Source organism: Streptomyces sp. NPDC056161 (assembly GCF_042268025.1).
Taxonomy (GTDB): Bacteria; Actinomycetota; Actinomycetes; order Streptomycetales; family Streptomycetaceae; genus Streptomyces.
On record NZ_JBHJUV010000080.1, the window covers coordinates 1 to 13,429 of the forward strand.

The window sequence follows — 13,429 nt, forward strand, 5'->3', positions numbered from 1 at the left end:
ACCGACAAACCCAGACACCCGGCGGCCCTCCGCGACCACCGGGCACCCAGCCCTGCCCACACCCACCCTGACCAGGCCATATTTACGCGTCAGACGGTCGCCCGCGGGGCACGCAGATGCGCGCGCTGTGCCAGCTCCTCCTCGTCGACCAGTTCCAGCATCGGCTTGCCCGGCGCACACATCATGGTCACGACGAACCGGGTCCGCGCGTCGGAACGGGCGTTGCCGTCCTGGTAGTGGATGAGGTCACCGCCCGGCTCCCAGAACGTCCCACCGGCCTCGACCACACGCTCGGGCTCGCCTTCGAGCTCGAACCGGACCGCGCCCTCGATGACGTACCCGAACGCCGGCCCCGAGTGCCGGTGCGGCGGGGTCCCCGGGTCACCGGGCTCCCACTCCACGTGGATGGTCATCGCCGAGGCACCCTCGGGGATGGTGAGCGGTGCGGCGTCCTGCAGCACCTTGAGCGCCGTCTTCCAAGCCTCCGAGCGGGGCTGCTCTCCGGTCCCGTTCACCGAGTCCTTCTCCGACATCGTGTTGCACCTCCATTGGTCCACCTGGTCCACCACGCCATGGGTCCGGCACACCGGCCGCCCGAGCGCATGTCGGCACATCCGGTCCCCATGGCGGTCTCCCACTGATGACCGAGCGCGCCGTGCATCTGTGACATGAGTGGCTGCATCGGCTCCTCGCGAAACATGTGCTGGGCCGGGGCGGGGGCACGGCCCGGTCTGACGGGCACCCGTCGGACACGGTCGTGGTCCGCAGGCGACATCGGTGGTGTGTCGGGCCGTGTCACAACATCGGTTCGAACACTGTCGTAGGCACAGTGAATTACTGCGCTCACGGACACCGTCAAGCGGACACCAGTGGGCTCGTCGGCCGAGCGGCGCGTGGCGGCGTCGTGGCGGCGTCGTGGCGGCGTCGTGGCGCGTCACGCGCCGCAGTCGTGAAGCGCCCGCGCACGGTGCCCGCGTGGGACGCGGGGCCTGTCCGCACGGTTGTGCCCGCATGGCCGGCCCCGGGCCGTGCGTTCCGGCCTCCGGCATGACGGCGCGCGTCCTGCTGCGACGGCGTCTAGCATGGTGCTGCGGACGGGAGGACACGCATGCGCGCTGGGGACGAGGCGGACTCCCTCGACCGGGCCGCGAGGGATTTCATGGCGGCGCGTCCCCTGCTGTTCGGTATCGCGTACCGGGTGCTCGGCAGCGCGGTGGAGGCGGAGGACATCGTCCAGGACGCGTGGCTGCGGTGGCAGAACGCCGATCGCGCCTCCGTCCGCGAGTCGTCCGCCTTCCTGGCCACGATCACCGCCCGCCTGGCGATCAACTTCGCCCGCTCCGCGAAGATGCGGCGTGAGTCGTACGTCGGACCGTGGCTTCCCGAGCCGGTCGACACCAGCGCGGATCCGCAGTTGGGCGCGGAACGGGCAGAGGCCCTCGACCTGGCGGTTCTCTTCCTTCTGGAGAAGTTGAACCCCGTCGAGCGAGCGGCCTACGTGCTGCGGGAGGCATTCGACTACCCGTACCAGCGGATCGCGGACATCGTGGAGACGAGCGAAGCCAACGCCCGTCAGCTGGTCAGCCGCGCCCGCAAACACCTGTCGGCGGAGCGCAGGGAGCCGGTCGGCCCCAGCGCGCACCGGCGGCTGCTGGAGGTGTTCCTCGTCGCGGCGCAGACCGGCGATCTGTCGGCGCTGGAGAAGGTCCTCGCGGCGGACGTGGTCAGTTACGCCGACGGCGGCGGAACGCGCGGAGCGTCCAGGATCCCGGTGGTGGGGCGTGTACGTGTCTCCCGTTACCTGGCCGCCTTCGCACCGCGTTTCTGGCCTCGGTCGGAGGTCCGCTGGGTCGAGGCCAACGGCAGGCCGGCCGTCCTCGTCTCGGCGCCCGACGGACACCCGGTGGCACTGTTGTCCGTCGATGTGTCGGCGCGCGGTATCGAACGCCTCATCTGGGTGATGAACCCGGTGAAGCTCGACCCGTACGTGGCGTCGCTGGGCGGCTGAGGCACCGCGGGCGCGTTGTGTGCGTGCCCGGCAAACCTCTGTGCCGGTGCCTGTCGCAAGGAAGGCGCGTCGTCGGTCCTCGGGGACGCCGAAGACGGCCCTGGTCGTCGGCGACTGCCGTCACCCGCGAGAGCTGTCCCGCCGTCCCGGACGCGATCTCTTTGACGGTGAGGTCTCGACCGAGGGAAATCTCACCGAGTGACCTCCTGCACCTGCGCGGAACACACTGTGCCGGGCCGCCCGATTCAATGTCGGGCACCTTTCGTGTCACATTCAGGACCCCGGTCCTGTCCTTCTTTGTACAGACACATTCTCTGGTGCCGCCGAGTGGTTCAACGCACAGGCCGGCGCCGACTGCCGCACCCTGAAAACCCTTGAGAGGAACACGTCATGAAGGTCGTAGTGATCGGCGGAACCGGGCTCATCGGCTCGAAGGTGGTCGCCAAGCTCAACGCGCACGGTCATGAGGCGGTGCCGGCCTCCCCCAACACCGGTGTGAACACGCTGACGGGCGAGGGTCTGGCCGACGTTCTGAAGGACGCGTCGGTCGTGATCGACGTCTCCAACTCCCCCTCGTTCGAGGACGAGGCCGTCATGACGTTCTTCCGCACGTCCACGACCAACCTGCTGAAGGCGGAGGCCGAGGCCGGGGTGACCCACCACGTCGCCCTGTCCGTGGTAGGCACCGAACGCCTCCAGGAGAGTGGATACTTCCGCGCCAAGCAGGCCCAGGAGGAGCTGATCAAGGCGTCCGTCATCCCTTACACCATTGTCCACGCGACCCAGTTCTTCGAGTTCGTGACGGCCATCGCCGCCGAGGCCACCGAGGGCGACACCGTGCGTCTCGCCCCCGTGAAGTTCCAGCCCGTGGCCTCCGACGGCGTGGCCGCGACGGTCGGCCGCACCGCGGTCGGCGACCCGGTAGGGGGCGTGGTGGAGGTCGCGGGCCCCGACGAGTTCCGGCTGGACCAGATCATCAGCAAGGGACTGGCCGCGAGGAACGACCCCCGCACGGTGGTCGCGGACACGGACGCCCGGTACTTCGGTGCGGTGCTGAAGGACACCACCCTGCTGCCGGCTCCGGGAGCGCACATCGGTGAGATCCGGTTCACCGACTGGCTCGCGCGGCAGCAGTAGGAGAGGCCGAGGCGGCCGGGCCGGACAGGGCGCGGGCGAGCACGTGGAGCTTCAGGGCTCCGAAGTACCGGCGTGGGGCCCGTCCCGGCCATCCCTTACACGGCTGAACCACCCGAACGCGGGACGCTCCGGTTACCGGACCCGCGGCTGCGGTCCGCCCTGCCGGCCCGACCGGCTCCGACGAGGCTTCCGCCCGGCCGGGCGAGGTGGCCGTACACTCGGCAGGAGATGACGCTCCGCGCTCGGTGAATCAGGCCGGGACAACGGCCCGTTGGGTGCGGCCGCACCGCCGAGTTCACCGGTCCGCCCAGTTCGTCGGTCCGCCCAGTTCGCCGGTCCGCCGGTCCGCCGGTCCGCCGGTCATCGCTACCCCGGATCGCGCTTTCCCGGCGGCAGGATGACGCCATCTCACATGACTGTGATGACATGGTGAACATGCCGACCTTGTGGGCGGGTTGGTCTAGCGTGTGGGCCCGGCCGTCCCGCACGCACTCCGACGCCAACGGTGTGACATCAATGGAGCGGGCAGCGCTCTGCGCGGGCCGGCCCTGACCATCGCCGCACGCCAACGGAACGGAACACTCATGAACGCTCTGTCGCGTATGGGGACCGTCGGAGCCCTGCTCGCCGGCCTGTCCCTCTCCGGGGTCGCCCACGCCACCCCGGGCGGACCTGGCGTGACCGGCCAGGTCATCGCCCAGTCCACGGTCGGCGGGACCGACTACATCCTGCGTGAGGTCACCGTCCCGCCGGGCCAGGCGACCGGCTGGCACTTCCACGACGGCACCCTGTACGCCTACGTCAGACAGGGGACCCTCAGTCACTTCGACTCGACGTGCGCTTCGGACGGTGTGTACCCGCAGGGCGATCTCCTGCGGGAGCCCTCCGGCGCCGGCCACATACACATCGGCGTGAACCGCGGCAGCACCGATGTCGTCCTGGAGGTGCTGTACGTCCTGCCGCACGGCGCTCCCTTCTCCCGTGACGCCGCCAACCCGGGCTGCGACTTCGAGTAGTCGTCCGGCCCGGCGGTCCGAGCCCGGCAGGGCCGCGGTGCGGCACCCCGCGACCGGTACCGACCCGGACGGGCAGCGGAGCCACGGCAAGCTCACCGAGCAGATCATGACGTACTTCGCTGCGGTCGGCGATGCCGACGTGCGCGCCGCGGTGCTGCGCGCACGTCGGCCCCCGTAGACCTCATCGCTTCCAGTACGGCGACTGCCCCTGGGCCGCGACGCCCGGCGGGTTGCACAGGCCGCATGACCGGCCCGGGATCTCCTCGCCCGCCCTGTGCCGGACGGCGCTCTCCCCCCGTGGAGACCCCGGCATCGGTGCCCCCGCCGCCCAGCACCGCGAGCCCGGCGGCTACCGTCCCATCGGGGAACCGTCCAGGTTCCCCCGAGGAACGAAGGAGGACGATCATCCGCATGGTTGCCGGCACCGTGACCCACCTGGCGGCCGCGTCCCTTCCGGAACCCACCGTGGGACGTCTGCTGTCCTCCTGGCAGCTCGACGTCCCCGCGCTGCTGCTGTGCGGCGCCCTGGGTGCGGCATACGGCTGGGGAGTGCTCCGGCTGCACCGGCGCGGCAGGTCGTGGCCCGCCGCCCGTCTCGCCGCCTTCGCCGTGCTCGGGCTCGGCACACTGGTGGTGGCGACGATGTCGGGGCTGGCCGTGTACGACCGGGTCCTGTTCTGGCCGGCCGCCGTGCAGAACATCCTGCTCGATCTGCTCGCGCCCCTCGGCCTGGCCCTCGGTGATCCCCTGCGGCTCGCCGTGGAGGCCCTGCCAGGCACCACCGCGGTGCGCGTCCGACGTGCGATGACCGGCAGGATCGTCCGCATTCTGACGTTCCCCCTGGTCAGCACGGTCCTCGTACTCGCCACCGAACTCACGGTCTATTTCACACCGTACTTCGCCACCGCGCTGCGCCTGAGCTGGCTGCACGAGCTGATGTACCTGAACCTGCTGGCGGCGGGCTGCCTGTTCGTCGTGCCGGTCCTCACCCGGGAGCAGACGCTGCCGTCCTGGTGCACCCATCCCGTCCGGGCGGCCCTGGTGTTCCTGGACGGTCTGGTCGACGCGGTGCCGGGCATCGTGGTCATGACGCACGGCACATTGATCGCGGGCGCCTGGTATCTGCACCACGCACCGCCCTGGGACACGGATGTCCCGCACGACCAGCAGACCGGCGGCGGAGTGATGGTGAGCATCGCCGAACTGGTCGCGTTGCCCTTCCTGCTGGCCATTCTCGTCCAATGGGCACGCGTCGAACGGGCGCAGACGGCGGTGCTCGACCGCCGTCTGGACACCGAACTCGTCCCCGTCCCCGCGCCGCCCGGCGGCCCCGACAGCCCGTCCGCTGCCGCGGCGGACCGTGTACGGCCGTGGTGGGAAACCGAACGGAACGACGTGGCCGACCGGATCCGGCGCCAGCGCCGGGGCGACTGAACCGGGCGCCGCACTCGGAGCGAGGTGACGGCCGTAGTCGGCGCCTCAGACGCCCGCCGGGCCGGTGGGGCCGGGATCGGTGAGGCAGTCCTGGGCGGATCTGCGGAAGGCCGCGACCAGGTGGCCGTGGTCGCCGGCCCGGGTCGCGAGGACGACGTGGCCCGGTTCGATGCCGTGGAGCGGGATCGTGGTGAGGTCGGGACGCGCACTGCCCGCGCGCAGCGCGGTCGGGATGATCGCCACGGCCTGGCCCGCGGCGATGGCCTCCAACTTGTCCTCGATCGTTTCGACGAACGGGCCGTCGGGTGCGGGTCCGCCGCCGGGCCGCGGGTCGATACGCCAGTAGGCGTTCCACTCCTGGTCGGGGAAGCGCGGAATGGGTTCGTCCGCGATGTCGTCCAGGGTGACCGACTCCTTGCCGGCCAGCCGGTGGCCCAGGGCCACCAAGAGCATCCTGGGCTCGTCGTACAGGATCGCCACGTGCAGCCCGCCGGTCAGCAGGGGCAGCCGGGTCACCGCCGCGTCCACCCGGTGATCCAGCAGGGCCGCCCGCGGCTCGTTCCACCCCAGGTTTCAGGAGATCCACGATGCCCGTGAACACGAAGAGCACGCGTCAGGCCGAGACCGTGGTCCGACGCTTCTACGAGGCGCTCAGCACCGGTGACACGACACTCGTCGACGATGCGCTGACTGCCGACTGGGCAGCCGTACCCGCTCTGCGGACCGGCCCTGGGGCCGACGGGTGGAAGGCGGGCATCGCTCATCTGCGCGGTGTGTTCACCGACCTGACCATCACGATCGAGGACGTCGTCGTGTCCGGGGACCTGGTGGCGGTGCGCGCGGTCAGCCGGGGCGTGCACACCGGTGAGCTTCTCGGTGTCCCCGGCACCGGGCGTACGGTCGAGTTGCGCGCCGCGGACTTCCACCGGCTCGTCGGCGGCCGGATCGCCCGGACCTGGCACCTGGAGGACTATTTTCGGGGTCGCCACCCAGATCGGGCTCAGGTTCGCCAAGTAGCCGCCGCCGTGGAGACGGCGGACCGGCAGCCGTCGGAGATGGCGGCCGACGGTGAGGGCGGCTCGGCCCCCGCCCGGCGCGCCGCGCTGGGCGGGCGGCAGTCGAGTCGGGAGGAGACCTCTTGCCGGCGCCTCTCGGGCTGTTAGCCTGCGCGCATGTCAGACCTGGAGCCCGTCGCCTGGCCGCCCGAGCCGATCAGGACCGAGAGACTCGTGCTCCGTGAGCCCGAGGCCCGGGACCGTGCGGCGTTCATCGAACTGCTGGCGTCACCAGAGGTGCACACCTACCTCGGCGGCCCCCGGCCCCGTGACGAGCTTGAGCGCGAGCTGCCCGGGGCGCCCGAGCGGTGGCCCGGGAGTTTCGTCGTCGATCTCGACGGGGCGATGATCGGTCAGATCCTGCTCAGGAGAGCGACGGGGCACCGTCGCCCGGCTGCCGCGGGGAAGGCCGATCTCGGCTACCTGTTCCTGCCGCGAGCGTGGGGATTCGGGTACGCCGCCGAGGCGTGCGCGGCGGCACTCGACTGGTTCGACGGCGTCCTTCCCGGCGAACCGGTGGTGCTCACCACCCAGACCGCCAACGTCGGCTCGATGCGCCTCGCGGCAAAGCTGGGGTTCACCGAGGTAGAGCGGTTCCAGGCGTGGGACGCCGAGCAGTGGCTCGGCCGGCGGTCCCCGGTCACGCCGTCCGCTCAGGTCCTCGCGGGTTAAGCTGAAACCTCTTGTTGACGTGAGAGGCAAGTAGTCCGACCGGCCTGTTTTCTTCTGTGAGGTGCCTGATGCGTATAGGTGAGCTCGCCGACAGGACCGGCGTCAGCGTTCGGGCATTGCGCTATTACGAGGAACAGGACCTGCTCTCCCCGGAACGCAGCCCCAGCGGCCAACGGCAGTATCCGGACAGCGCGGTGGAACGCGTGCGGCTGATCCAGCAGTTGTACACCGCCGGTCTGTCGAGCAGAGTGATCGTCAGCCTGCTGCCGTGCGTCGTCGACGGCGATGCCACGCCGGAACTGCTCGACCGGCTGGCAGCGGAGCGGGACCGTATCGATGGCCAGGTCGCCGAACTGGTCAGTACCCGGAACAGACTCGACTCCGTCATCACCGGAGCCACCGAGAATCTGCGGACGGGCCGGCCCTGCCCGGCCAGGGCCGGCCCGGCCGCCTGAGGTCCGCGGGGGCTCGTTTCCCCCATTCGAACGATTCAAAAAGTGTGCTCGAATCGTTTCGATGCATTCCATCGTGGGGGTTCGCATGACCGCAATGTCGTACGTGGATGTGTACCGGCGAATGGCCGCGGAGATCGAAGCGGAGAGAGAAGCCGCGCTCGGACTGCTGGGGCCGTCGGCGCCCTCGGTCCGGGCGGCCGTCGCCAGGCTCCTGGAGAACCGCACCTTCAAATACCCCTTGTCGGTCCTGCCGTTGATCGTCCACGCCGTCGAGACGGGCATGCTCGAACCGGCACTCCCGCTGGCCATCGTCCATGAACTCTGGTGGACTTCGGCCTGTTGCCTGGACGACCTGGCCGATTCGCAGGGCACCGACGCGGCGGGCGACCTGCGCCGGGGTGATGTGCTCCTCGCCACGGTCATCGCCGGAGTCCCCCTGCCCCTTCTCGTCGTTCAGTCGGGGCGCGTCCCGGAGCCGGTACGGGACGCGCTGCGGGACGAGATCGTGAGGTGCTGGGTCAACGCGACGGAGGGTCAGCTCAGGGACCTGCTCGGGGCGACGGCCGGCACCACACCTGATGCGGTGGCGGTGGCGTATCTGCGCAAGTCCGGCGCGCCCTTCGGCATGATCACCGCCATGGCCGCACAGTGGGCGAACGCCGCGGCGTCACGCGTGGCGCTGTGGCGGGAGTTCGGTGAGCTGTTCGGCGTACTGTGGCAGCTTCTGAACGACCAGGAAGACATTCTGTCCGGGCGCAATGAAGACATCCTGAACGGCACGGCCACCTACTTGCTCGCCTGTGCGCTCGACGAAGGGGCTCCCGGTTCCGCGGAACACCTCAGGGCCCTGCACCGCGCCGCGCAGGACTCCGCACCCGCCCGTGCGGACCTCGCCCGTATCCTGCTGGCGCCCAAGGTCCTGCACCGGTACCAGAGGGACATCGACGAGTTCCGTGACCGGGCCCGCCGCGTCCTGGACGCGCTCGGCGGCACGAGAGCCTATCTCTGCGTCGTGCGCGACCTGGTGGACCAGACGTCCCGTATGCTCCTCCATCCCCGTGCCTCGCTCGAACCGACGCTCTAGGTTCTGTCCATGGAAGGTGGTGACGGAGGTCGCTGCTGGGGGATCTTGAACACACCGGGCACCGGTTCCGTGCGGGACCGCCGGGTCCGTCGGCCGTACGCGTCCCGGATCTCCATCCAAACACTCATCGGTGGTGCGCCGTTGACGAGCAGCGGCGCGCCGTCGTCCGCGTGGGCACGAACGGCGCACGGCCTGGCGGGAGTTGGCGCTGTCCGCCGACGCCCGTCTCCGGCTCGACGGTACGTCGGTCACCCGGCTCGGCGGGCCCGGCCCCGTGGACGGCCTGCGTACACCCCTCCGGGCCCGGGACGACCTGAACGACGGCGGCCAAGGGTTCCGCGCGTGGCCGTTGCGGACGGCCGGGCCCGGCGGGCCGCCCGCAACGGGCGCCGGCGGCATCGCCCCGGCGCCCGTCCCCCACGGGCGGGTCGGCTCTCAGCTTCTTCTCAGCGGACGGCCTCCAGGCTGGAGGAGTAAGGAGCTGTACGGGCCCTTTCCCTACCGAAGAGGCGGAGCCCATGGTCTCCCACACCGCTGCCTTGCCCGTCGTACCGGATCCGAGCCGCACCGTCACCGAGGCTCCGGGCACCCCCGACCGGCTGAGCCGGTTCTTCGAGGACGCCTGCGACCGTACGCCCTCGGCACTCGCCCTCGAATGCGGACCGCACCGGCTGACCTACGCCGAACTGGACGTCCGGGCCAACCAGGTCGCCCACCACCTCCGCGGTGCGGGCATCGGCCCGCTCAGCCGGGTCGCGCTGCTGCTGCCCCGGTCCGTGGACATGTACGTGTGCCTGCTGGGCGTCTGCAAGACGGGCGCGGCGTTCGTGCCGATCGATCCGGCGGCGCCGCCCGACCGGGTGGCGTTCATCCTGGGCGACTCGGGCGCCACCGTGGTGCTGACCACGTCCGCCCTCGCGCGGGGAGCCGCCTGGGCCGGGCCGCGCGCGCGGTGCCCGGCGATCCGCGTCGACACGTGCGCCGGGGATTTCGCCCGGTTCGCAGGCGTACGGCCTCCCGGAGGGCCCGGCGGCGCGGAGGATCCGCTGGCGTACGTGATGTACACCTCGGGGTCCAGCGGCAGACCCAAGGGCGTGGAGATCGCCCGGTCGAGCATCAGCAACTTCCTGCGGGTCGTGGCACCGGTCTACGGCGTCCGGCCGCAGGACCGGGTGTACCAGGGCATGACCATCTCGTTCGACTTCTCCATCGAGGAGATCTGGCCCACCTGGGCGGCCGGCGCGACCCTCGTCGCCGGACCGGGCGGACCGGGCAGGCTCGGTGCCGATCTCGCCGATTTCCTGGAGGAGCGCGCCGTCACCGCCTTGTACTGCGTCCCCACGCTGCTGGCGACGATCCCGCGCGACCTGCCGCGGATCCGCAGCCTCGTCGTCGGCGGTGAGGCGTGCCCCGCCTCGCTGGCCGAGCGGTGGAGCAGGCCGGGGCGGCGCATCCTCAACACCTACGGTCCGACCGAGACCACCGTCACCGCCACCTGGCAGGAACTCCTGCCGGGGCGTCCGGTCACCATCGGCCGTCCGCTGCCGACGTACTCGGCCGTCCTGCTGGACGAGCGGCTGCGGCCCGTGCCGGACGGCACCGTCGGTGAGATCTGCCTGGGCGGTCCCGGCCTCGCGCGCGGCTACGCGGGCCGGCCCGATCTGACGGCCGACCGCTTCGTCGAGCACCCCCTGGCGCCCGGCTCGGGCCGGCTGTACCGCACCGGCGACCTCGGCCGGATCACCGACGGCGGGGAGATCGAGTACCTCGGCCGGGCCGACGCCGAGGTGAAGATCCGCGGCTACCGGGTCTCGCTGGACGAGATCGACAACGTACTGCTCGAAGACCCCGCGGTCGTCCAGGCGGCGACCGCGCTCGTCGCTGCGCGCGGCGGACAGGACGGCGACCGTATCCTCGCCGCCTACGTGGTGCCCGCCGAGGGCGACGCGGCCCCGGACGACGGCCTCGTGGCCCGGCTGCACGAGCGTCTGCGCCGGTCGCTGCCTGCCTACATGGTGCCTTCGACGGTGGACTTCCTCGACCGGCTGCCCGTCATGCCGAGCGGCAAGGTGGACCGCGCGAGACTTCCCGCGCCGGCCGGCCGGCGGCTCATCGGCACCCGGCAGGTGGTGCCGGTCAGCGGTGAGTGGGAGACCAGGGTGCGCGACGCCTGGGCCCAGGCGCTCGGCCTGGCCCCCGGGGAGCTTTCCGCCGAGGCCGACTTCTTCACCGACCTGGGCGGTCACTCGCTGCTCGCCGCGCGCGCCGTGTCGCTGCTGCGGGACCGGGGCGCCGGAGCCGGTTCCACCCTGCGCGACCTGTACGAGAACCCGACCGTGCGCACCTTCGCGGCCCGGCTGCGCTCCGCGCGGGACACCCCTGGCCCACCGGAGCGTCCGCGCCCCGAGCCACTGCGGCACGGGAGTGCGAGGATCGCGCGCGCCGGGCTGGCCCAGGCGGCGGCGTTCTACGCCCTGCTCATGCTGCTCACCGGACCGGTGGCCTACTGCTACGCGCTGTGGCACGGTCCGGCGTCGGGCACGCGGATCGTCGGGCTGGTCATCGCCGTGGCGGGGGGTTTCGTCGCCGTACGCTGGCTCGTCCCGCTCCTGCTCGCGCGGCCGCTGACGGCGGGCATCCGGCCCGGCCGGTACCCGCTGTGGGGAGCGACCTATCTGCGGCTGTGGGCGCTGGACGTCCTGCTGCTCGGTCTCAGTCCGGTGCGGGTGCTCAGCGGGTCCCCGCTGATGGGCCCCTACCTGCGGCTCCTCGGCGCCCGCGTCGGCCCCGGTGCCACCATCGCCACCGGCATGGTCGGCCTGCCCAGGCTGCTGACCATCGGCCGGGACGCCGCCATCGGCTACGGCAGCACGCTGCGCCCCTGGCAGGTGGTCGACGGATGGGTGACGGTCGCCCCGATCACCGTGGGCGACCGGGCCTGCGTCGGTGCCAACGCGGTGCTCGAACCAGGGGCCTGTCTCGGCCCCGGGTCCGCACTCGGCGAACAGTCCGTGGCGGGACCGGAGGAGGCGGTCCCGGCCGGGGCGCGCCGGGCGGGATCCCCGGCACGGCCGGTGGAGCGGCTGGCCCCCGTCATGGAGACGATGCTGCGCGCCCGGAACGGGACGGACCGCTGGCGGCCGCGGCAGCTGACCGCCGTGGTGCTCGGCCTGGCCGCGCTGGAGACGGCGGTGGCCGCGACGGTCGTGCCGGGTGCCGCCCTGATCTGGTGGGCCGCCGCATACGGCGGCACGGCGGCACAGCTGGCCACGGCCGCGCTGTCCGGACCCGTCTTCGTGGCCACCGTGTGCCTGGTCGTCGCGGTCGGCAAGCGGGCGGTGCTGCCCAGGACACCCGTCGGTATCCATCCGGCGCGCTCGGCTCTGGGGGTGCGCAAGTGGATCTCCGACAAGCTGCTCGAACAGAGCCTGTTCCTCACCAACTCCCTCTACGCCACCCTCTACACGGTGCCTTGGCTGCGGCTGCTCGGTGCCCGCGTCGGCCGGCGCACCGAGGTCTCCACCGCGGCGCACATCGATCCCGACCTGCTCACCCTCGGTGAGGGCAGCTTCGTCGCCGACATGGCGGGCGTCGGCATCGCCACCTTCGCCGGGGACCGCGTGGCGTTCGCCCCCACCGAGGTGGGCGACCGGGCCTTCGTGGGCAACGCGGCGCTGCTGCCCGCCGGAACGCGGCTGGGGCCGGGTTCCCTCGTCGGTGTCGGCACGCTGCCGCCGCCGGACCAGGGGGTGCCCGCCGACAGCACCTGGCTCGGCTCGCCCGCGCTGCGGCTCCCGGTGCGTCAGGACAGCGGCGACTTCCCCGAGGAGCGGACCTTCCGGCCGGCCCGCAGGACGGTGCTGGGCCGGTTCGCCATCGAGTTCTTCCGGGCCACGATGCCCGCCTCGGTGGTGGCCACCGCCGCTTCCCTGTACCTGCTGGTCCTGACCGGCATCGCCGCTCGGTCCGGTCCCCTGGTGCTCGTGCTGCTGTCGCCGCTCCTCACCGCGGGTTCGGTGCTGGCCGTCATCGGCTGGTGCGTGCTGGTCAAGTGGGTGGTCGCGGGCAGGTACCGTCCGCGGGTCGAGCCCCTGTGGAGCCTGTTCGTGCGCCGTACGGAGTTCGCCACCGGTCTCTTCGAGGCGGCCGCGGTACCGGCGGGTGTGGGCGCTCTGGTGGGCACGCCGTTCCTGCCGCCGGTGCTGCGCCGGTTCGGCGCCCGCATCGGACGGCGGACCTGGATCGGCACCACGCACCTCACCGAGTTCGACCTCGTCGAGGTGGGCGACGACGCGGCCATCGGCATGCACGTGTCGTTGCAGACCCATCTGTTCGAGGACCGGGTGATGAAGATGTCGAAGGTGGTCGTCGGGCCCGGCGCGAGCATCGGTCCGCGGACGATCGTGCTCTACGACACGCTGGTGGGCGCGGGTGTCCGGCTCGGGGCGCTGTCCCTGGTCATGAAGGGCGAGCGGCTGACACCGGGGACGAGCTGGCACGGGCTCCCCGCCGAGGGGCTCGGCGCACCGGCCGCCGCCCGCGTCGACGGCGTACCCGCGCAGGGGTAG

General features: G+C 71.7%; 11 protein-coding genes and 1 pseudogene. 10 read left to right on the forward strand and 2 right to left on the reverse strand.

The window, feature by feature from the left end; all coding sequences use genetic code 11:
• Window positions 1-89: 89 nt before the first annotated feature.
• Window positions 90-533 carry a cupin domain-containing protein gene (locus ACFC09_RS41750; RefSeq protein ID WP_376537645.1) on the reverse strand — a complete coding sequence of 148 codons (444 nt, stop codon included), beginning with the start codon at window positions 531-533 and terminating at the stop codon, window positions 90-92.
• Between the two features lie 575 nt (window positions 534-1,108).
• Between ACFC09_RS41750 and ACFC09_RS41755 the strand changes: the two genes are divergently transcribed.
• From ACFC09_RS41755 to ACFC09_RS41775, 5 genes are all read left to right on the forward strand, one after another.
• Complete coding sequence (locus ACFC09_RS41755) at window positions 1,109-2,008, forward strand: RNA polymerase sigma-70 factor (RefSeq protein WP_376537647.1); 900 nt, start codon at window positions 1,109-1,111, stop codon at window positions 2,006-2,008.
• 390 nt (window positions 2,009-2,398) lie between these two features.
• The gene (locus ACFC09_RS41760) at window positions 2,399-3,145 is read left to right on the forward strand and encodes an SDR family oxidoreductase (protein ID WP_376537649.1); all 747 of its coding nucleotides are present in this window, start codon (window positions 2,399-2,401) and stop codon (window positions 3,143-3,145) included.
• A 584-nt stretch (window positions 3,146-3,729) separates the two neighbouring features.
• A complete protein-coding gene (locus ACFC09_RS41765) occupies window positions 3,730-4,161 on the forward strand; it encodes a cupin domain-containing protein (protein WP_376537651.1) in 432 nt (143 codons plus the stop codon).
• 37 nt (window positions 4,162-4,198) lie between these two features.
• Complete coding sequence (locus ACFC09_RS41770) at window positions 4,199-4,339, forward strand: hypothetical protein (RefSeq protein ID WP_376537653.1); 141 nt, start codon at window positions 4,199-4,201, stop codon at window positions 4,337-4,339.
• Window positions 4,340-4,572: 233 nt separating this feature from the next.
• A complete protein-coding gene (locus ACFC09_RS41775) occupies window positions 4,573-5,595 on the forward strand; it encodes a cytochrome c oxidase assembly protein (RefSeq protein WP_376537655.1) in 1,023 nt (340 codons plus the stop codon).
• A 45-nt stretch (window positions 5,596-5,640) separates the two neighbouring features.
• On the opposite strand, the pseudogene ACFC09_RS41780 reads toward ACFC09_RS41775, so the two are convergent.
• Window positions 5,641-6,168: pseudogene (locus ACFC09_RS41780) on the reverse strand (LysR family transcriptional regulator substrate-binding protein); the annotation flags it as partial.
• 14 nt (window positions 6,169-6,182) lie between these two features.
• Between ACFC09_RS41780 and ACFC09_RS41785 the strand changes: the two are divergent.
• The 5 genes from ACFC09_RS41785 to ACFC09_RS41805 all read left to right on the forward strand — a co-directional run bounded on the left by ACFC09_RS41785 (window position 6,183) and on the right by ACFC09_RS41805 (window position 13,429).
• A complete protein-coding gene (locus ACFC09_RS41785) occupies window positions 6,183-6,758 on the forward strand; it encodes an ester cyclase (RefSeq protein WP_376537657.1) in 576 nt (191 codons plus the stop codon).
• A gap of 9 nt (window positions 6,759-6,767) precedes the next feature.
• Window positions 6,768-7,322, forward strand: coding sequence for a GNAT family N-acetyltransferase (locus ACFC09_RS41790; RefSeq protein WP_376537659.1), 555 nt, complete (start codon window positions 6,768-6,770; stop codon window positions 7,320-7,322).
• A 68-nt stretch (window positions 7,323-7,390) separates the two neighbouring features.
• Window positions 7,391-7,777, forward strand: a complete 387-nt coding sequence (locus ACFC09_RS41795) for a MerR family transcriptional regulator (RefSeq protein WP_376537661.1) — start codon at window positions 7,391-7,393, stop codon at window positions 7,775-7,777.
• Window positions 7,778-7,862: 85 nt separating this feature from the next.
• The gene (locus ACFC09_RS41800; protein WP_376537663.1) at window positions 7,863-8,861 is read left to right on the forward strand and encodes a hypothetical protein; all 999 of its coding nucleotides are present in this window, start codon (window positions 7,863-7,865) and stop codon (window positions 8,859-8,861) included.
• Between the two features lie 518 nt (window positions 8,862-9,379).
• A complete protein-coding gene (locus ACFC09_RS41805; RefSeq protein WP_376537665.1) occupies window positions 9,380-13,429 on the forward strand; it encodes a Pls/PosA family non-ribosomal peptide synthetase in 4,050 nt (1,349 codons plus the stop codon).